This window comes from Halomonas maura (assembly GCF_030409305.1).
GTDB lineage: Bacteria > Pseudomonadota > Gammaproteobacteria > Pseudomonadales > Halomonadaceae > Halomonas > Halomonas maura.
The window spans coordinates 1-18967 of sequence record NZ_JAUFPQ010000020.1 but is presented as its reverse complement, the minus strand read 5'-3'; the positions used below and the strand labels follow the sequence as shown (position 1 = coordinate 18967).

Here is an 18967-nt window from a genome sequence, read left to right as displayed (position 1 = left end):
GGCCATCCGTGGCCAACCCGTTCGGCGGGAAGAACATTCACTGGATGGTCTTCTCCTTCCGCCTCACCCATGGCAAAAGACCCTCACTGCGACCTGACCCCGACGCCCATCGAGCTCGGATGGCCGATTCCCTAGTGCCCCCGGTCCAGAGAGCTCTGCGAGCGAAGGCCTGGGCCAGGCCCCTTCCCTACGGGCCAACGCATTTCCCACATCCGTGTGGGTCACAAGGCGGATCTTGACGAGAACAGCGGAGTTTACGTCCTGTAAATGAGCTGTTCGATCGGACTCGCGCCCGAGTCAAGATCCAACGCCGTATGGCCAAGCGCAGCTAGCTCCCGGAGACAGAGCCCAGGGCGCCGAGGCAATAGTACTTCGTCTCCAGATACTCATCGATGCCGGTTACGCCGCCCTCGCGGCCCAGCCCCGACTGCTTGACGCCGCCGAAGGGGATGGGCGGGCCGGTCATCTTCACCGAGTTGACCGCCACCATGCCGTACTCGAGCGCGCGCAGGAGCTTCCAGATGCGGCGGATATCGTGGGTGTAGACGTAGGCCGCCAGGCCGTACTCGGTGTCGTTGGCCATCTCGATGACCTGGTCGTCGTCGCCGTAGGCCGTGATGCCGGCCACCGGGGCGAAGTTCTCCTCGCGCCAGACCTTCATCTGCGGCGTCACGCCGGTCAACAGGGTCGGCATGAAGAAGTTCGGGCCCGGGGCCTCGAGCTGGTCGCCGGCGACCAGCGTCGCGCCCTGGGAAAGGGCGTCATCGACGATGGACGCGGCCTTCTCCACCGCCTGGCGGTGGATCAGCGGCCCCAGGTCGACCTCCGCCTCGATGCCGTTGCCCACGCTGAGCGCCGCCATGCGGCTGGCGAACTGCTCGACGAAGGCGTCATGGATCGACTCGTGTACCAGGATGCGGTTGGCCGCCAGGCAGTCCTGGCCGGCGGTCTGGAACTTGGCCGCCACCGCGGCGTAGGCCGCCTCCTTGGGGTCCATGTCCGGGCCGACGATGAAGGGCGCATTGCCGCCGAGCTCCAGCGAGACCCGCTTGACGGTGTTCGCACACTGCTCCAGCAGCAGCCGGCCGACCCGGGTGGAACCGGTGAAGGACAGCGCCTTGACCCGGTCGTCGTAGCACAGGATCTTCGAGACCTCGGCGGCCTCGCCCAGCACCACGTTGAAGACCCCGGCGGGAATCCCGGCGCGCTCGGCCAGCTCGGCCAGGGCCAGCGCCGAGAAGGGCGTCTCGTGGGCGGGCTTGACGATCACCGGACAGCCGGCGGCCATGGCCGCGGCGGCCTTGCGGGTGATCATCGCCAGCGGGAAGTTCCAGGGCGTGATCAGCGCGGCGATGCCCACCGGCTCCTTGAGCGTGCCGAGGGCCGCGTTGGGGATATGGCTGGGGATGGTCTCGCCGAAGGTGCGCTTGCCCTCCTCGGCGAACCAGCGCACGAAGCTGGCCCCGTACTCGACCTCGCCGCGGGCATCCGGCATCGGCTTGCCCTGCTCCAGGGTCATGATGGTGGCCAGGTCTTCGCGGTTGGCCTGCAGCAGGTCGTACCAGGCCAGCAGGCGCTCGCAGCGCTCGTCGGCGCGCAGCGCCCGCCACCGGGCGAAGGCCGCCTCGGCGGCGTCCACGGACGCGCTGACCTGCTCGGCCTCGAGCAGCGGGATGTGCCCCAGCGCCTCGCCGGTGGCGGGATTGAACACGGTGTCCTCGCGGCCACCATCGCCATGGGTCCACTTGCCGTCGACATAGGCATACTGACGGAACAGACGCGGATCGCTAAGCATGTTGGACAGAGTCATGGGCACCTCCCCTGAGGCACCGGCGCGTCGGGTCGTCGCGCCGGCGATGAAATGTCATCCGCGGCCGGAGCCGCGCGATGCCTTCATGGTAAGGGAGATGGACGCTCAGGACTTTTCGAAGCACCGCCCCGGACACGGCGGGTTTTTCGTTCCGCGCCCGAGAAGTTACGGTTTTTTTTGTGCCCCGCCGTGGGCCGAGGGTCAGTCGTCCGGCGGGGCGGTCAGGGCCTGCTCGGAGAACACCAGCAGGCCGAGTTCCGGGCGATAGCCGTGGATCTCGGTGACGTCCAGGGCCTGCAGGAAGGCGAGGATCGCCTCGCTGACCACCTGACCCGGCACCAGCACCGGGAAGCCGGGGGGATAGGGGATCACGAAGCTGGCCGAGACCACGTCCCTGCCCTCGCGCATCTGGGCCTGCAGTTCGCCGTTGTCGAAGCGCAGGTACTCGGTGTTCTCCTCGTCGTAGCTCAGGAAGTAGGCCCGCCGGATATCGCCCTCCGGGGTCTCGGCCCGCTGGCGGAAGGCGTCGTGAAAGCGGCTGAAATCGGGCAGCGGCGGCAGTTCCCGGGTCAGCGAGTGCACCCGGCGCTCGATGATCTTGCGCTCGGGCCGGCTGCTGTCCTCCCAGCGGTACTCGAACTCCTTGGCGATCTTCATCAGCACGTCGAGCAGGTAGGCGATGGCGCCCCGGGAGGTGCCGATGTTGGTCATGAACAGCACGGTGTTGCGCGAGGTCTTGTTGATCTGGATGCCGTACTTGTTCATCAGGTATTCGTTCTTGAAGGCATCGCCATCCACCCCGGTGTTGCCGATGGCGATGGTCACCCGGGTCGGGTCGACCACGAACTCGTCCCGGGCCCAGGCCTCCTCCATCTGGTTCCAGCCGCTCACCGGGTCGTAGTAGGACTCGACGCCGGACTCGCGGTAGGCCGCGGGGACCATGTCGCTGTTCTTGAGCACGCGGAAGTACTTCAGCAGCAGCGGATTGGTGTAGAGCTGCTCGCGCAGCGACAGCGCCGTCTCGACCTGGGCATGCACCAGCTCGAAGCCCTCCATCTCCGCCTGCATGCGTCCCACGTCCAGCGAGGCGAGGATCTGGTAGTTGGGCGAGGTGGAGGTGTGGGTCATGTAGGCCTCGTGGAAGGGGGCCTCGACGCGCTGCCGGAAGTCCTGGTCGTAGACATGGATCATCGAGCCCTGACGCAGCGAGGTCAGGGTCTTGTGGGTGGAGTGGGTGGCATAGGTGCGCACCCGCACCCGCTCCGGATCCGGCAGCAGGCGCCGCTCGAGCCAGGTGGCATCATCGTCGGGGTCGAGCTGGTCGAACTCGGCCTTCCAGGCCGCGTACTCCTCGCGGTACGCCTCGCTGCGGTAGCGGTCGCGCAGGGTGCGGGCGGCGTGCATGGCGGTGCGTGGCCGGTAGGTGGGATTGAAGGAGGCGAAGGCGAACCAGGCCTCGTCCCACAGGAACACCAGGTCGGGCTTGATCGCCAGGCATTCCTCCATCACCCGGCGCACGTTGTAGACCACCCCGTCGAAGGTGCAGTTGGTGAGCAGCAGCATCTTGACCTTGTGCAGCAGGCCGGCCCGCTGGTAGGCCAGCAGGGTCTTCTTGATCTCGTGCAGCGGCACCGCCCCGTACATCGAGTAGTCGTTGAGCGGGTAGGAGTCCAGGTAGCTGACGTGGGCCCCGGCCAGCACCATGCCGTAGTGGTGCGACTTGTGGCAGTCGCGATCGACCAGCACGATGTCCTTGGGCTTGATCAGCGCCTGGACGACGATCTTGTTGGCCGTGGAGGTGCCGTTGGTGACGAAGAAGCTCTGGCGGGCGCCGAAGGCCCGGGCGGCATACTCCTGGGCCTTCTTGATCGGTCCGTAGGGCTGCAGCAGGGAGTCGAGTCCCCCCGAGGTCGCCGAGGTCTCGGCGAGGAAGATGTTGATGCCGTAGAAGTCGATCATGTGCCCCGCCCAGTGCGAGCGGGTGACCGACTTGCCCCGCGAGATGGGCATGGCGTGGAAGACCCCGGTGGGCTTCTTGCTGTACTCGCGCAGGGCATCGAAGAAGGGCGTGCGGAAGCGACTGTCGATGGCGCGCAGGATGGTGTGGTGCTGCTCGATGTAGTCGGTCTCGCGATAGAAGATCCGGTTGAAGTAGCGCATGTCGCGACTGGCCGTGGACTCCACGTCGCCGCTGGTGACCAGGAACTGGTCCACCTCGGGGCGCAGTTCGTGGATCATCGAGCTCAGCATGATGCTGCGATCGGCCTCGGTCTGGCTGTCCAGTGCCTGCTCGGAGAGGCCCTCGAGGTAGCCACGCAGGGCGCTGAGGTTGTACTTCGACTTGAAGGGGAAGTCGAAGCGGATCAGGCAGGCCTGGATGTTGGGGTTGACCAGCACCGCGATCAGCGCGTCCTCGAAGCTTCTCGCCGTGACCACGTCGTAGACGAACTTGTCCTCGGGGCGACGCAGGTTGTGGAAGGCCTCGCGGACCACCTCCTCTTCCTGGGGCGAGCAGTTGTCGACGATCAGCAACTCGAAGTAGGGCTGGGCCGAACTGTTGGAGGCCGGATGGCCGCGCCGCAGCTGGTTGAGGGCATCGAGGGTCTCGAGGTCCTCGGCATCGGCGTCGGTCTCGCTGAGGTCGACGTGGCGACGCCGGTAGGACTCGCTGATCAGCGCCCTGACCAGGCGCTTGACCACCTTCTCGAGCAGCACGTACTCCTCGCGCTCGAACAGCCCCCAGATGTGCCGGAAGTCCTCCTTGGAGGGGAAGGCATGGTAGTCCTCGATGATCTCCAGGCGGGTGAGCTTGACGTCGATGGCCTTGATCAGGTTCTTCGTCCGGCTCTCGTCCTTGAGCCGCACCAGCTGGCCCAGGTCCCGGGTCAGGGCATTCCAGGTATCGGCACGCAGGTGGGAAATCTTGTGGTAGAAGCCCAGGGCGGTGTAGGGGGTTTCGGTTTGCGTCGGTTCTTGCATGGCGACACCCTTCTCGGTCGTTGTTCTGCAGGGAGGCGTTGCGGCTCAGCCCGAATAGAGGCCGCGCGTGCCATAACGCACGGTGATGCGTTCCTCCGGGAAGTCGTCGAAGGTCAGGTTCAGGTGCAGGCCCGGCCAGTGGAACTGGGCGCGCCCCTCGGCGGGGCGGTAGACGGAGGTATAGACCGTGCCCAGGCCCCGTCCGTAGTCGTGGCGGAACAGCGGCGGCGCGAAGAAGGCCGAGACCAGGCGCTCCTCGGTGGTGGCCTGGTCGTCGACCAGGATCGACAGCTGGCGCTCGCGGATCAGCGTCTCGGAGGCCAGCGCATGGGCATACCACTCGATCTTCTTCTGGTGGTTGGTGGCCACCGGCACGCGCCGGATGCTGGCCTTGTGGTCCGGCGCGATCATCGCCGTCACGTAGCGCCCCGCGCGGTCGGCGACGGTGATGTTGTAGGCCATGTGGGTGGGCACCCGGGCCAGCACCTCGGCGGCCTGGGGCACGCTGTCGCAGAACTCCAGGATGTAGCGCAGGATGATCGGCGCGCCGAAGCCGTCACCGACCACCTTGCGTCCGCCGAAGGCCAGGGAGACGGCCAGGCCGGCATCGTTCATGCCGTCGAGCACGCCCCACAGGCAATCGGACATGGCGATCACCCGGCGCTCGTTCCAGCGGCTGTAGAGGATGGTGCCCTCGCAGAGTTCCGGCGGATAGTCGTAGTTGCGCGCCAGCAGCGTGGACCCGGGCCGGGCCAGCACCGCCTGGGAGCAGCCGGTGATATAGGGGGGCGGACGGTAGAGGCTGAGCAGTCGCGCGCTGAGGTCGCCACCGCCGGCCAGGTCGCAGAGGGCCCGGTAGGTCCCCAGCAACTCCGGCATATGGCGACGCAGGGCGTTGAAGCACGCCAGGTAGGCCGGCCGCTCGCGCTCGCCCTCGCTGAGGTACCAGTGCTCGTAGGCCGGCCAGTGGTAGTCGAACAGCGACTTCCACCGGGCGCCGGGCCTGTCCTCGCGCACGGTCCGGAAGTCCAGCATCTTGTCCATCGCGCCCCGCGGCATCCGGCCCTGCGGGTCGGTGCCTTGCTCTCCGCTCATAGGATCTTGAAGTTGCCGCCGCCGACCGCATGGCTGACGGCGACCTCCTCCACCACCGGATCCTGCAGCGACTGGCCCGCGTACTGGCCGCGGATGCCCTCGATCCAGGCGCGGGCCCGCTCGGTGAGCTGGAAGTCGTCATCCATCAGCCGGCCACGGGTGATCAGGATGCCCAGGTCGGCGCCCTCGTAGCGGAAGTCGCCCTCGCCGCTGATGCGCAGGAAGAAGGCCTCCCGTTCATTCTCGGCGGCATGCGGGTGGGAATCGTAATGGTCGTAGGCGATGCTGCCATCCTCGGCCATCTTCCAGACACCGGACTGGGGCGCCTGGGTCAAGAGGTCGACCGACTCCTCGGTATGCTTGATCACCAGTTGGCTCCAGCTGTCGATGCTGTCGGGGTGCGCCCAGCGCTCGTTGATCTCGGCGATATCGAGGTCGAAGTCCAGCGCCGAGAACTCCAGCAGGTGGAACAGGAACAGCGGGATGTCGGAATGGGCGAAGGCCGCCACGTTGGTCAGCGAACTGGCGCCGGTGACCCGCGGGTTGAGCTCGCCGAGATAGACCTCCTGGCTGTCCATGTCGATCAGGAAGTCGAGCTCGAAATAGCCCCGATAGCCCTCCTCGCGCAGCGCCTCGCCGAACCGGAAGGTGTACTCGCGGGCCTTGTCGCGCACCTCCTGGCTGAAGGCCCCGGCGAACATCTCGTTGCCGCACCAGCCGCCCTTGTAGGGGGTCAGCGACTTGAAGCCGACCAGCTCGGTCATCAACGGGCCGACCACGGTGCCGCAGCGGGTGGCGCAGGCCTCGATGGCCGAGCCGCGGCAGTTGATGCGCTTCATGATCTTGACCTCGGGCTCGGCCTCGATCTCCTCGGCATGCTTGTAGTAGTCGTCCTCGCTGGCGATGAAGAAGGTGGTGTGGCCGGAATCGCCGAAGGCGGTCTGCACCACCAGGTCGGTGCCCAGCTCGCGGCTGACCTCGCAGAGTTCCTGGTAGCTGCCCACCCTGGCCAGCACGTTGGGCACGCTGGGCACCCCGGCCTTGTTGCCGATGCGCACCGTCTCGATCTTGTTGTCCATTCGCGAGCGCAGCTCCGCCGGCGGGAAGGCCACCTTGAGGCCCAGCTGCTCGCACACTTCCTCGGTGTGCTCGTCGAACATCAGGAAGGTCGCGGTGCCGGCGTTGTCGCCGTCGGCCCGCGACTGGAGGAAGTCGATGACCTCCTTGTGCTCGAGCAGGTAGTTGTTGATGTCCTCGATGCTCTCGAAGTCGCGGGGAAACTTCTCCCGGGGCACGAAGACGTTGCGCTGGCGCCCCTCGAAGCAGTCGATGTAGTTGATATGGCGGAAGTTGCCCACCCAGTCGCCGATCCCGAGGAGGTTGAAGTTGGTCGCCGAGATGAAGTAGATCGGCTCCTTGTTGTTGAGGAAGTGGCGGCGGACATCGGCAATGCTGGTTATCTTGCTCATCGTTGTCGCTCCCTGGCTATCGGCGGATGACCCTTGCCCCGCCCCCTTGGCGGGGGCGGGCCGGTCGGGCGGGGACGCGCCGGCGGGGCCGGCGGCCCGGGACGGGTCGAACAGGCGACGCAGGACGTGCAGGATCCGGGTAAGCATGGGACCTCCTCTTCCGTTGGCGCCTGTCCCTGGCGAGTCAGTATTCCTCGATATCGGCGCGCTGTGGTTTGGCGAGCGGCCCCAGGGTATCGAGGAAAGGGGTGGAGCCGCCCTCGTGGCGATACAGCGAGAAATCGACGCGGCGATCGCGGAAGCTCTTGAGCGGCTGGCCGAGGCCGCGCAGGCCGGTCTCGCGCTCGCGGCGCACCCGGCTGAAGTCCACCTCGATGGGCATGATCTCCTCGCCGGTGCCGGCCTGGTGGATGACGTCCCCGGAGGGCCCCACCACGATGGAGCGGCCGTTGCCGATGGCGCCGGCGCCGTTGATGTCGAAGAAGTAGCACTGGTTCACCGCGGCGTTGGTCCGCGCGATGGACAGCTCGATATCCCGGTCGATGGTATCGGTCATGGTCGGGTGGAGGATCACCTCGGCGCCCATGGCGGCCAGGGTGCGGGTGGTCTCGGGGAACCACATGTCGTAGCAGATCGACACCCCGAAGCGGCCGACCCGCGGCACGTCGAAGGTGACGAACTCGCTGCCGCTCTCCACCCCGGCCTCGTAGGGGCGGAACGGGAACATCTTGCGATAGCGGGCCACCACCTGGCCGTGGGGATTGATCACCGACAGGGTGTTGTAGACGGCTCCCTCGGCCTGCTCGAACATCGAGCCGGGAATCAGCCAGATCCGGTGCTGCTCGGCGAGCTGGCAGAACATCGCCTCGGCGTTGCTGGGCAGGGGCTGGGCGTGGTGCGGCGAGGCGCCCATGGGCATCAGCTCGCTGAACAGCACCATCTGCACTTGGGGAAAACGGCTCATCAGCACATCGATGCGATGGCGCATGGCCTCGGTGTTGTCGCCATGATGCAGGGCATGCATCTGGACACCGGCAATCGTGAAGTAGGACATCGGCGGTCTCTCTGCGTCAGGCGATCTCGAATCAGTCGGGCTAGGTCCAGCACTCCGGCGCCGCAAGATTCGTCAACGCCGGTGGGATCGCCCGGCAGGGGTGGGTCTTCTACCCACCCCTCGACCAGCTTATCCCATGTCCGTCACCCGAAATCAACGCTGTGGGTCCGCAGTCCATGGCTATTGTAGTTAGCCTTGGCGCTCGGAGCTGCTCCATGCCGACGAACTAGAGGGCCAGCTCGGCCGCCGAAACGCCGGCCGCCGGGCGCTTGACGGTCTTGGTGACGATGTAGGTGAAATAGCGCTCGATGCCCACGTCCGACGTCAGCCAGGCATCGATCAGCCGCTGGTAGGCGTCGATGGAGGACGCCTCGACCTTCACCAGGTAATCCACGCCGCCACCCACCGCCACGCACTCGGTGACCTCGGGCGTGTCATGCACCAGGGCCTCGAAGCGCGCGAAGCTCTCGGCATGGTGCGCCTTGAGTTCGATCTGTACCCAGACCGGCGTGCGCGGCACCAGCACCCGGGGGTTGAGCCGGGCCGCGTAGCCCTCGATGATGCCGGCCTTCTCCAGGCGCCTGACCCGCTCCCAGCAGGGACTGACCGAGAGGTTGATCGCCTCGGCCAGCTTCGACTTGGTGATGCGCCCGTCCCGGGAGAGGATCTCGAGGATTTTCAGGTCGTAACGATCGAGCTTCATGGGGATCTCTGGTCAGGGGTTCCGCCGAGCGACTCGACGACCTCGGCGATCACCGCGATGGTATCGCCCATGTTGACGTTGGCCGGGAAGCGCCGGGCGGCCAGCACGCCGTCGCGCCCGGCCCGGTACTCGACCGGCGCCGCGCCGCTGCGGGTCATGTCGTAGACCCGGGCGATGACCTGCCCTCTCGCCACGCCCTCGCCCAGCGCCACGGTGAGCTCCAGCAGGCCGGTATGCTCGCTCTGCACGTAGCAGCTGGCATCCGGCATGTCGAGGTACACCTGGGGCGCCTCGGGCGCCTCCAGGGTGCCCTCGACGAGGCCGAAGTGAACCAGGAAGTTGCGGATGCCCCGCTCGGTGATGGCCAGGCTCTGCGGCGTCGAGGTGCCGCCACCGCCGAGCTCGGTGGCGACGAAGATCTTGCCCTGGCGCTCCACGGCGGTGTCGAACAGCGCCTCGGCATCGAGCTCGAACATCATCATGGCATAGGGGGCGCCGAAGGCCTTGGCGCCCGCCAGGGCCCGGCGCTGCTGATCGGGGTCCTCGAGCACGTGGGAGGCGGCGAAGGGCAGGATGTCCAGGGTGCGCCCCCCGGAATGCAGGTCCAGCACCACGTCGCTCAGCGGCACCAGCGTGCGGGTGAAGTAGTCGGCGATCTTCTCGGTGACGCTGCCGTCGGGGTCCCCCGGGAAGCTGCGATTGAGGTTGCCGCCGTCCATCGGCGAGGTACGCCGGCCGGCCTGGGCCGCCGGGGTGTTCATCATCGGCACGATGATCACCCGCCCCTGGATATCCTCGGCCGCCAGCGAGCTCGACAGCTTCTGCAGGGCGGTGATGCCCTCGTATTCGTCGCCGTGGTTGCCGCCGGTCAACAGGGCCGTGGGCCCCTCGCCGTGCTTGATCACGGTGACCGGGATCATCACCGCGCCCCAGGCGGACTCGTCGTTGGAGATCGGCAGCTTGAGGAAACCGTGCTGGACGCCCTCGGCGTCGAAGTCGACGGTGGCGGAAATCGGGCTGGGTCGCTTGGTCATGGCCATGTAACTCCTTGTTCTCTTGCGGCAGGCGACACTACTGCGCCTGCGACACTCGGGGCCGTCCCGGAGGCCAATCGCAGGACCTCCCCTACGACCTGCCCCCGGCGCCCCGCCTGCTGATCATCGCCAGGCTCAGCGCACGAACAGCTGGCGCGGGAAGTCGGCCAGGGTCTCGCAGCCGGTCTCGGTGATCAGGATGCTCTCGGTGATCTCCAGGCCCCACTCCTCCTCCCACAGGCCGGGCATGAAGTGGAAGGTCATGCCCGGCTTGAGGACGGTGTCGTCGGAGGGACGCAGGCTCATGGTGCGCTCGCCCCAGTCCGGCGGGTAGCTGATGCCGATGGGGTAGCCACAACGGGCACCGCCGCGGTCGAAGCCGTACTTGTCCATGGCCGCGCCGAGGGCCATGGCGATGTCGGCGGTGCGATTGCCGGGCTTGGCCACCGCCAGGCCGTTGTCGATGCCCTCGAGCAATGCCGACTCGGCGCGGATGAACTCCGCCGGGGGCCGGCCCAGGAAGACGGTGCGCGACATCGGGGCGTGGTAGCGCTTGAAGACCCCGGCGATCTCGAAGAAGGTCCCTTCGCCCTCGCGGAAGGGCGAGTCATCCCAGGTGAGGTGGGGGGCGGCGGCATCCTTGCCGGTGGGCAGCATGGGCACGATGGCCGGGTAGTCTCCCCCGTAGACATTGCCGCTGGCATCCTTCCAGCCCTCGATGCCGACCCGGTAGATCTCGGAGACCAGCTTGCTCTTGGGTAGCCCCGGCTCGATCACCTCGAGGATGCGCGAGTGCATGCCCTCGACGATCTTGGCGGCGATGCGCATGTACTCGATCTCCTGGGGCGACTTGATGGTGCGACACCAGTTGACCAGGGCGTTGGCATCCATGAAGCGGGCATGGGGCAGCTCGCGCAGCAGGCTCTGGTAGGCCTTGGCCGAGAAGTAGTAGTTGTCCATCTCCATGCCCACCACGCCCTCGTGCCAGCCGCGATCGGGGAGGATCGTCTGGGCCAGGTAGTCCATGGGATGCATGTCGGGGTTCTGGACGTAGTAGTCCGGGTAGTAGGTGATGTTCTCCGGGTCGATCCAGCAGGTGCGCAGGGCGCCGTTGGCATCCATCCGCCGGCCGTACCAGACCGGCTCGCCTTCCAGGCCGAGCAGCACGCACTGGTGCACATAGAAGGACCAGCCGTCATAGCCCGTCAGCCAGGCCATGTTGGAGGGGTCGCTGATGATCAGCACATCGATGCCTCGACTCGCCATCTCGGCGCGCACCTTCCACAGGCGGCCGAGATATTCCTCACGAGTGAACGGCAGGGAAACCTCAATCATGGAATCGCTCATCAAACGATCACATCACCGAATCCGGCCACGTCCTCTCCTGGGGGCGGCCGGGGCGCAAGGGCGGACTCGCCGGCCACGTCTAAGGTCGTGTGAATTGTCATGACGTTTGCTAGCATGTGTCATGACAATTCCCGGTCAATGTCTCAACGCTGATACTAGCACCCCCGATCGGCGACCGGTCAAAGGCTTTATTGCATCATGACAATTGATCTGACACCCTATCTCTCGGATACCGGCCCCAAGTATCTGGCCATCGCTCGTGCCCTCTCCGAGGCCATCCGTCAGGGCGACCTCACCCCGGGGACCCGGCTGCCGCCGCACCGTCAGCTGGCCGAGACCCTGAACGTCAGCGTGCAGACCGTCTCGCGCGCCTATGCCCAGGCCGAGAAGATGGGCCTGGTGCAGGCCCGGGTCGGCAGCGGCACCTGGATCAATGCCCTCGACGACGCCCGGGAGTCGGCCTACCTGCGCGGCCAGGAACCGCGCCATGAAAGCGCCCTGATCGACCTGTCCATCGCCCATCCGATCTGCCCGCCGGGCCATCACCTGCGCTTCCGCGAGACCCTGGCACGGCTCGCCGAGCAGGCCAGACCGGACGTGGTGACCGCCAATCGGCCCATCGCCGGCCTGCCCCACCAGCGCGAGCGGGCCAGCGACTGGCTGAGCCAGCGGCTCGGCGTGCCCGGCGAGCCGGAGAGCCGGGTGCTGTGCAACGGTGCCGCCCATGGCCTGATGCTGGCCATCTCGACGGTGGTCCAGCACGGCGACCTGGTGCTGACCGAGGCCCTCACCGACCATGGCCTGATCGCCCTGTCCCGGACCCTGGGCTTCCAGCTGCGCGGCGTGGCCATCGACGAGCGTGGCGTGGTCCCCGAGGCCCTGGATATCGCCTGCCGGCGCTTCAAGCCGCAAGCCGTGTGCCTGACGCCGACTCAGCTCAACCCCACCGGCGCGACCATGGACAGCGCGCGTCGCGACGCCGTGGCCCGGGTCCTCGATCACCATGGCGTCTGGCTCATCGAGGACGATGTCCATGCCCTGCTCGAGCCGCCGGGCCTCACCCCGCTCACCGCCCGCCTGCCCCACCTGGGCTTTCATGTCACCAGCCTGACCAAGGCCACCGTGCCCGGGGTCCGGGCCGGCTATCTCAGCGTGCCCCGGGGCCAGCTGCACCACACCCTGCCGCGGATGCGCGCCACCACCTGGATGGCCACCCCGCTGATCTTCGAGATCGCCGATGCCTGGATCGCCGACGACAGCCTGGAGGCCATGGCGGCGGAGCAGCGCCGGCTGCTCGCCGAGCGCCAGCGACTGGCCGCGAGGCTGCTCGACGGCCATGAACGCAGCGCCCGCCCCTCCAGCCTGCACGTCTGGGTCTCGCTGCCCCCCGCCTGGCGGGCGGAGGAACTCCAGCAGCAGGCCGAGCAGGAAGGGGTGGCCATCACCACGGCGGTGCCCTTCATGGTCGAGCAGACCCCGGCCCCGCGGCGCATCCGGCTCAGCCTGGGCGCCGAGCCCGATATCGCACGCCTCGAGCAGGGCCTGGCTCGCCTCGGCGGGATGCTCGACGAGGCCCCACCCCCCATGATGCAGATCGTCTACTGAAGGAGCTCCCATGCGCGTAATGGTCCACATCGATGCCGCCGAGGCCTGGCGCGAGGCGCTGGCCAGGCGCCTGCCCGACGCCGAGGTCTTCACCAGCGCCGCGCCCCTCGCCGAGCGCCGACGGGCGGACTACCTGGCGGCCTGGAAGCCCTCCGCCGAGCTGCTCGGCGAGCCGACGCGGCTCAAGGGCATCGTCAACCTCGGCGCCGGCGTCGACGCCCTGCTGAACAACCCGGGGCTGCCCCGCGGCGTGCCCATCGTCAAGCTGCGCGATGCCGGCATGGCGGGGCCCATCGGCGACTATGTGCGCTATGGCCTGCTGCACTTCCAGCGCGACTTCGACCGCTACGCCCGCCAGCAGTCGCGGGCCGAGTGGCACGAGCATCCGCTGGTCGACAAGGCCGACTGGCCGGTGGGCGTGCTCGGCCTGGGGGCCATCGGCGCTCGGGTGGCCGCCATGGTCGCCGCCGACGGCTTCCCGGTGCATGGCTGGAGTCGTTCCCCCAAGCGGCTGCCCGGGGTGACCTGCCACCACGGCGAGGGCGGCCTGATGACGCTGCTCGGCCGGGTGAAGAGCCTGATACTGCTGCTGCCGGACACCCCGGCCACCCGGGGGATCATCGACGCCGACGTCCTGGCGGCGCTGCCCGAGGGCGCCACCCTGATCAATCCCGGCCGCGGCTCGCTGATCGACGCGGCCGCCCTGCTCGAGGCCCTCGGTGACGGCGAGGCGGAGGGCCGGCTGCGCGGGGCGCTGCTGGATGCCTTCCCGGAGGAGCCGCTGCCCGGCACCAGCCCGCTGTGGCACCACCCGCGGGTGCTCGTCACGCCCCACATGGCCGGTCCCACGCCGCTGGCCGAGGCCGTGGACCAGGTCGTCGACGCCCTGCGTGCCCTCGAGGCCGGCGAGCCGGTGGAGACCATCGACCCCGAGGCCGGCTACTGAGGGGCCCGCATCGCTCCCGGCCAGGCATGCCGAGGGGCGCCGGTGACGGGGCGAGGACGGAGGACGCGGCCCCGTCACGGCAATCACCCTGCTTCCGAAGGGGCTCTACACGAAAGCGGATGCAGGGCGTAGTCTGAGGGAAGACACACCGACCTCGAAGGAGGTGCATGATGCGTCACGCTCAGGTGGACTACGGTCCCCGCGACGCGCTGCTGGTGGTGGACATGCAGAACGACTTCTGCGAGGGCGGCGCCCTGGCCGTGGACGGCGGCAACGCCCTGGTGGCCGGCATCAACGCCGAGATCACCGCGGCCCATCAAGCGGGCGCCCTGGTGGTCGCCACGCGGGACTGGCACCCGGTGGATCATGTCAGTTTCGCTCATCGCGGCGGCCCCTGGCCGGTGCACTGCGTGCAGGACACCGAGGGGGCCGCCTTCCATCCGGACCTCCGGTTGCCGGCGGAGACCATCCGCGTCAGCAAGGCCACGGCCTTCGATGCCGATGCCTATTCGGGATTCGACGGCACGGGCCTCGGCGGCTTCCTGCGCCACCGCGGCATCACCCGGGTCGTCGTCTGTGGCCTGGCCCTGGACGTCTGCGTCCGGGCCACCGTGCTGGACGCCTGCCGAGCGGGCTTCGACACCTTGCTGCTCGCGTCGCTGAGCGCGGCGGTGGATGCCGACAGCGTGGCGACGTGCCGGCGCGAAGTCGCCGATGCCGGCGCCGAGGTGCGCCCATGAGCCGGCCGACGCCCCTCCAGGTGGATGACGACGAACTGGCGCTGCTTACCGATCTCTACCAGTTGACCATGACCCAGGCCTACTGGAAGGAGGCCATGCACGAGGTCGCCACCTTCAGCCTGTTCTTTCGCCGGCTGCCGCCCCAGCGGCGCTTCATGCTCGCCTGCGGCCAGCAGCATGCCGCCGAGGTGGCCAGCCGGCTGCGCTTCACCGATGGGGCCCTGGCCCGGCTGGCCAGCGTCGACCACTTCGAGAGCGGCTTTCTCGACTGGCTGGCGAACTGGCGCTTCGAGGGCGATATCTGGACCCTCCCCGAGGGCACGCCGGTGTTCGCCAACGAGCCGCTGCTGGAGGTCGACGCCCCCATCGCCCAGGCGCAGCTGCTGGAGAGCCTGGTGATGAACCTGGTGCAGCTGGAGACGGTACTCGCCTCCAAGGCGGTGCGCATCGTCATGGCGGCCCGGGGCCGGCCGGTAGTGGACTTCGGGATGCGCCGCATGCACGGCGTGGATGCCGCCGTGCGCGGGGTGCGAGCCTACCGCACCGCCGGGCTGGCCGGCACCAGCAACGTCCTCGGCGGCCTGCGCCACGACCTGGCCCTGAACGGCACCATGGCCCACAGCTATGTGCTCGCCCACGACAGCGAGCGAGAGGCCTTTCGTGACTTCGCCCGCTACTACCCCGACACCACCCTGCTGGTGGACACCCATGACACCCTCGCCGGGGTGCGCCTGGCCATCGAGCTGATGCGCGACGCGCCCGAGCTGCGCATCGGCGCCATCCGGCTGGACTCCGGGGACCTGGGCGAGCTGGCCAAGGGCGCGCGGGCCCTGCTCGACGAGGCCGGCCATGAGGACATCAGGATCGTCGCCAGCAGCGGCCTCGACGAGCAGGCCATCGAGGCACTGCTCGCGGACGGGGCCCCCATCGACGCCTTCGGGGTCGGCACCCAGATGGGCGTGGCGGCGGATGCGCCGGTCATCGACCTCTCCTACAAGCTGGTGGAGTACGCCGGCACGCCGCGGGTCAAGCACTCCACGGGCAAGATCAACCTGCCCGGGCGCAAGCAGGTGTTTCGCCGCCGGGACGCGACCGGCCACTTCCGCGGGGATATCATCGCCGGGCGGGACGAGGCCATCGAGGCGGCCACGCCCCTGCTGATGCCCAGCGTGAAAGGGGGCCGGCCCGTCCCCGAAGCGATGGCCCTGGCGGATACCGCCCGGGAACGGGTGGCACGGGCCCTGACCCGCCTGCCGGCGACGCTGCGACGCCTCGACCACGGCGAGAGCGGCTACCCGGTAGCGCTCTCTGCGGCACTGCAACGCCGGGTCGCCCGCGACTGACCCCGGACACGGCCCGCCGGTGGGCGGGCCACGCCGGCGGGGACTCGCGGCCCGCGCCTAGAGCAACTCGTGAAAGCGGGCGAGCCAGGCCGGATGGGCCGGCCAGGCCGGGGCCGTGACCAGCGTGTCGCTGACGATCGCCTGGTCGACCTCGAGTTCGACAAAGTCGCCGCCGGCCAGATGGACCTCCGGGGCACAGGCCGGATAGGCCGAGACCCGGAACCCCTCCAGGGAGACCGCCGCGGCCAGCAGCTGGGCCCCATGGCAGATGGCGGCCACCGGCTTCTCGTGGTCGAAGAAGTGGCGCACCAGCTCCAGGACCCGCTCGTCCAGGCGCAGGTACTCGGGGGCGCGCCCCCCCGGTATCACCAGGCCGTCGTAGTCGCCGGGGGTGACCTCGGCGAAGGTGGCGTTGAGGACGAAGTTGTGGCCCGGCTTCTCGGAATAGGTCTGGTCACCCTCGAAGTCGTGGATGGCAGTGCGGATGCGATCGCCCTCGCGCTTGTCGGGACACACCGCATCCACCCGGTGGCCCATGGCCTGGAGGGCCTGGAAGGGCACCATGATCTCATAGTCCTCGACGAAGTCGCCGGCGATAAGCAGCAAGCTGGCCATGGGGGATCTCCTTGTGCATGGGGAGGGAAAGCGGGGCCCTGCCAGGGCAGCCTAGCCCGCCATCGGTGAATCGGCCATGACCCGCGGGAACCCGGGGCGACCCGCCGCGCTCTCAGGACAGTCACCCCATCGAGGGCACCACCATGCGCCTTTCCGCCCTGCGCCTCATCGGCTGGCTGGCGCTGCTGTCGCTGGCCCTGCCCGCCCTGGCCGCGCCCCCGCCACAGGCCTTCAGCGCCCGCTATCACCTGCAGCTGGAGGGCTGGCCGGATACCGACATCCGCCACCGCCTCCGCCATGCCGGGGACGCCTGGCAGAGCGAGATGCGTACCGAGCTGCCCGGGGCCTGGGGGCGGGAGTGGGGACGCTTCCGGGTCGCCGGGCATGGGGTGCGCGCCCTGCACTATGCCGCCGGCTACTCGCTGCTGGGGATCCAGCGAAGCTACTCGCTGGATCGGCGGGACCTCGGCGCCCTGCCCGACCGCCAGAGCGCGCTGGTCGCCCTCGCCCGCCGGGCCATCGGCGATCGCTGCACCCGGGACTGCCCACTGCGCTACCGTGACCACAAGGGCCGCGAGGAGGTGCTGCATTACCGGGTGCTGAGGCGGGATGCCCTGTCCCTGCCGCTGGGTCGTTTCGAGCGGGTAAGGGTCGCCCTCAGCGAGCCGGGCGAGGCGAACAAGCGCCTGGTGCTGGACCTCGATGCGCGGCGTCCCGGCCTGCTGCTGGCCCTGGAGTACCACCGCGACGGCCGGCGCCGCAGCCGGCTGACCCTGACCGCGCTGGCCGAGCCCTGAGTCCCCTTCCGCCGCGGGGCAAGAGCGCCTGGCAGCCGGTCGGATTCGACCGATCATCACGAGCAAGACGGCCTTCGAGACGAGCCCATCGATCGGATGAGGTGAAGTGCGCGCGATTCAACGAATCAGATCGAATGAAATCGGCCGAACGCCCGGGTTTCGCAGTCGAGCAGCGTCGAGTCCGACAGGCTGCTAGAGTGGTCGGCTTCCGCGGCGCCGACGGCGCCCCCATGGAGAAGGGACTCTCGCATGCTGATCGGTCTGTTGATCGTCTTGTTGCCGCTGGCCCTGGGCTATCTGGTCCGGGTCCGACAGGCGGAGCCGATGGCCCTGATCAACCGTGGCGTGAATGCCTCGATCTACGTGATCCTGCTGCTGATGGGGATCGGACTGGCCGGGCTCGACGACCTCGGCGGCCAGCTCTCGCGGATGGGCGGGCAGGCCCTGACCCTGCTCGGCGTGACCTCGGCCTGCAACCTGGCCGCGCTGGGCTGGCTGTCCCGCCGGCTGCGCCTGGCGGTGGACCCCTCCCGGGCGGTGGCCGGCGCTCCGACCAGCAAGCTCGCCGCCCTGGCCGGGTCCCTCTCGCTCGTCGGGGTGGTGCTGCTGGGGGTCGTACTGGGCGTGGCCGCCGGCGGTCCCCTGGGCGAGCCGCTGTTTGCCTGGGCCGAGCGGCTGGCGGAGTGGGTGCTCTATGCGCTGCTCGCGCTGATCGGCTGCCAGCTGCGCAACTCCGGCATGCCGCTCCGGCAGATCCTGCTCAACCGGTTCGGCCTGGCCATCGCCTCCACCCTGGCGGCGAGCTCGCTGGCCGGCGGCCTGCTCGCCGCCCCCTTGCTCGAGCTGCCCTGGAACCAGGGCCTGGCCCTGGCCGCCGGCTTCGGCTGGTACTCGCTGTCCGGCATCCTGATCGGCGACCAGCTCGGTCCCCTGCTCGGCGGCGTGGCCTTCTTCAACGACCTCGGCCGCGAGCTGCTGGCCTTCGTGCTGATCCCGCTGGTGATCCGCCGCCAGGCGGCGCTGGCCATCGGTTACGGCGGCGCCACGGCCATGGACTTCACCCTGCCGGTCATCCAGCAGCACGGCGGCGTGACCTGCGTGCCGGTGGCGGTGGTCAGCGGGTTCATCCTCTCGCTGCTTTCGCCGCCGCTGATCCTGTTCCTGCTGACGCTGTAGGCAAGGGGCACCCTGCCGCTCTCCCGGGGTCAGCCAGCAGCACGGCGGCGTGACCTGCGTGCCGGTGGCGGTGGTCAGCGGGTTCATCCTCTCGCTGCTTTCGCCGCCGCTGATCCTGTTGCTGCCGACGCTGTAGGCAAGGGGCACCCTGCCGCTCTCCCGGGGTCAGCCAGCCGCACGGCGGCGTGACCTGCGTGCCGGTGGCGGTTGGCGGTGGTCAGCGGGTTCCTCCTCTCGCGGCTTTCGCCGCCGCT

15 protein-coding genes are annotated in these 18967 nt (G+C 68.6%); 6 read left to right on the top strand and 9 right to left on the bottom strand.

Features of this window, described 5'->3' with window-relative positions; all coding sequences use genetic code 11:
• Positions 1 to 328: 328 nt before the first annotated feature.
• The 8 genes from QWY76_RS13825 to doeA form a co-directional block, all read right to left on the bottom strand.
• Positions 329 to 1810 carry an NAD-dependent succinate-semialdehyde dehydrogenase gene (locus tag QWY76_RS13825; RefSeq protein WP_290311872.1) on the bottom strand — a complete coding sequence of 494 codons (1482 nt, stop codon included), beginning with the start codon at positions 1808 to 1810 and terminating at the stop codon, positions 329 to 331.
• 201 nt (positions 1811 to 2011) lie between these two features.
• Complete coding sequence (locus tag QWY76_RS13820) at positions 2012 to 4789, bottom strand: aminotransferase class I/II-fold pyridoxal phosphate-dependent enzyme (RefSeq protein WP_290311871.1); 2778 nt, start codon at positions 4787 to 4789, stop codon at positions 2012 to 2014.
• Positions 4790 to 4834: 45 nt separating this feature from the next.
• Positions 4835 to 5833 carry a C45 family autoproteolytic acyltransferase/hydrolase gene (locus QWY76_RS13815; protein WP_290311870.1) on the bottom strand — a complete coding sequence of 333 codons (999 nt, stop codon included), beginning with the start codon at positions 5831 to 5833 and terminating at the stop codon, positions 4835 to 4837.
• Positions 5834 to 5880: 47 nt separating this feature from the next.
• On the bottom strand, positions 5881 to 7353 hold the full coding sequence (locus QWY76_RS13810; protein WP_290311869.1) for a biotin carboxylase: 1473 nt from the start codon (positions 7351 to 7353) through the stop codon (positions 5881 to 5883).
• Positions 7354 to 7537: 184 nt separating this feature from the next.
• Entirely contained in the window at positions 7538 to 8407 is an 870-nt protein-coding gene (locus QWY76_RS13805; RefSeq protein WP_290311868.1) for a carbon-nitrogen hydrolase family protein, read from the bottom strand.
• A 226-nt stretch (positions 8408 to 8633) separates the two neighbouring features.
• The gene (locus QWY76_RS13800) at positions 8634 to 9110 is read right to left on the bottom strand and encodes an Lrp/AsnC family transcriptional regulator (RefSeq protein WP_290311867.1); all 477 of its coding nucleotides are present in this window, start codon (positions 9108 to 9110) and stop codon (positions 8634 to 8636) included.
• The gene (gene doeB / locus QWY76_RS13795; protein ID WP_290311866.1) at positions 9107 to 10144 is read right to left on the bottom strand and encodes a N(2)-acetyl-L-2,4-diaminobutanoate deacetylase DoeB; all 1038 of its coding nucleotides are present in this window, start codon (positions 10142 to 10144) and stop codon (positions 9107 to 9109) included. Before doeB ends, QWY76_RS13800 begins: the two co-directional genes overlap by 4 nt.
• A 135-nt stretch (positions 10145 to 10279) precedes the next feature.
• On the bottom strand, positions 10280 to 11479 hold the full coding sequence (gene doeA / locus QWY76_RS13790; RefSeq protein WP_290311865.1) for an ectoine hydrolase DoeA: 1200 nt from the start codon (positions 11477 to 11479) through the stop codon (positions 10280 to 10282).
• Between the two features lie 210 nt (positions 11480 to 11689).
• On the opposite strand from doeA, the gene ehuR reads away from it, so the two are divergent.
• The 4 genes from ehuR (at position 11690) to QWY76_RS13770 (ending at position 16125) form a co-directional block, all read left to right on the top strand.
• Positions 11690 to 13096 (top strand): MocR-like ectoine utilization transcription factor EhuR, encoded by a 1407-nt coding sequence (ehuR, locus tag QWY76_RS13785; protein WP_290311864.1) that lies wholly within the window; start codon positions 11690 to 11692, stop codon positions 13094 to 13096.
• Between the two features lie 10 nt (positions 13097 to 13106).
• On the top strand, positions 13107 to 14042 hold the full coding sequence (locus tag QWY76_RS13780; RefSeq protein ID WP_290311863.1) for a 2-hydroxyacid dehydrogenase: 936 nt from the start codon (positions 13107 to 13109) through the stop codon (positions 14040 to 14042).
• Positions 14043 to 14209: 167 nt separating this feature from the next.
• Positions 14210 to 14782, top strand: a complete 573-nt coding sequence (locus tag QWY76_RS13775) for a nicotinamidase (protein ID WP_290311862.1) — start codon at positions 14210 to 14212, stop codon at positions 14780 to 14782.
• Complete coding sequence (locus QWY76_RS13770; protein WP_290311861.1) at positions 14779 to 16125, top strand: nicotinate phosphoribosyltransferase; 1347 nt, start codon at positions 14779 to 14781, stop codon at positions 16123 to 16125. Before QWY76_RS13775 ends, QWY76_RS13770 begins: the two co-directional genes overlap by 4 nt.
• A 57-nt stretch (positions 16126 to 16182) precedes the next feature.
• Here the strand turns inward: QWY76_RS13770 and QWY76_RS13765 are convergent, their stop codons facing one another.
• Positions 16183 to 16740: a DJ-1/PfpI family protein gene (locus QWY76_RS13765; protein WP_290311860.1), complete on the bottom strand. Its 558-nt coding sequence runs from the start codon at positions 16738 to 16740 to the stop codon at positions 16183 to 16185.
• A 143-nt stretch (positions 16741 to 16883) separates the two neighbouring features.
• Here QWY76_RS13765 and QWY76_RS13760 point away from each other — a divergent pair, with 143 nt between their 5' ends.
• Both QWY76_RS13760 and QWY76_RS13755 read left to right on the top strand, forming a co-directional pair.
• Positions 16884 to 17537: a hypothetical protein gene (locus QWY76_RS13760; protein WP_290311859.1), complete on the top strand. Its 654-nt coding sequence runs from the start codon at positions 16884 to 16886 to the stop codon at positions 17535 to 17537.
• Positions 17538 to 17786: 249 nt separating this feature from the next.
• Positions 17787 to 18713, top strand: coding sequence for a LysO family transporter (locus tag QWY76_RS13755; RefSeq protein WP_290311858.1), 927 nt, complete (start codon positions 17787 to 17789; stop codon positions 18711 to 18713).
• Positions 18714 to 18967: the final 254 nt, after the last annotated feature.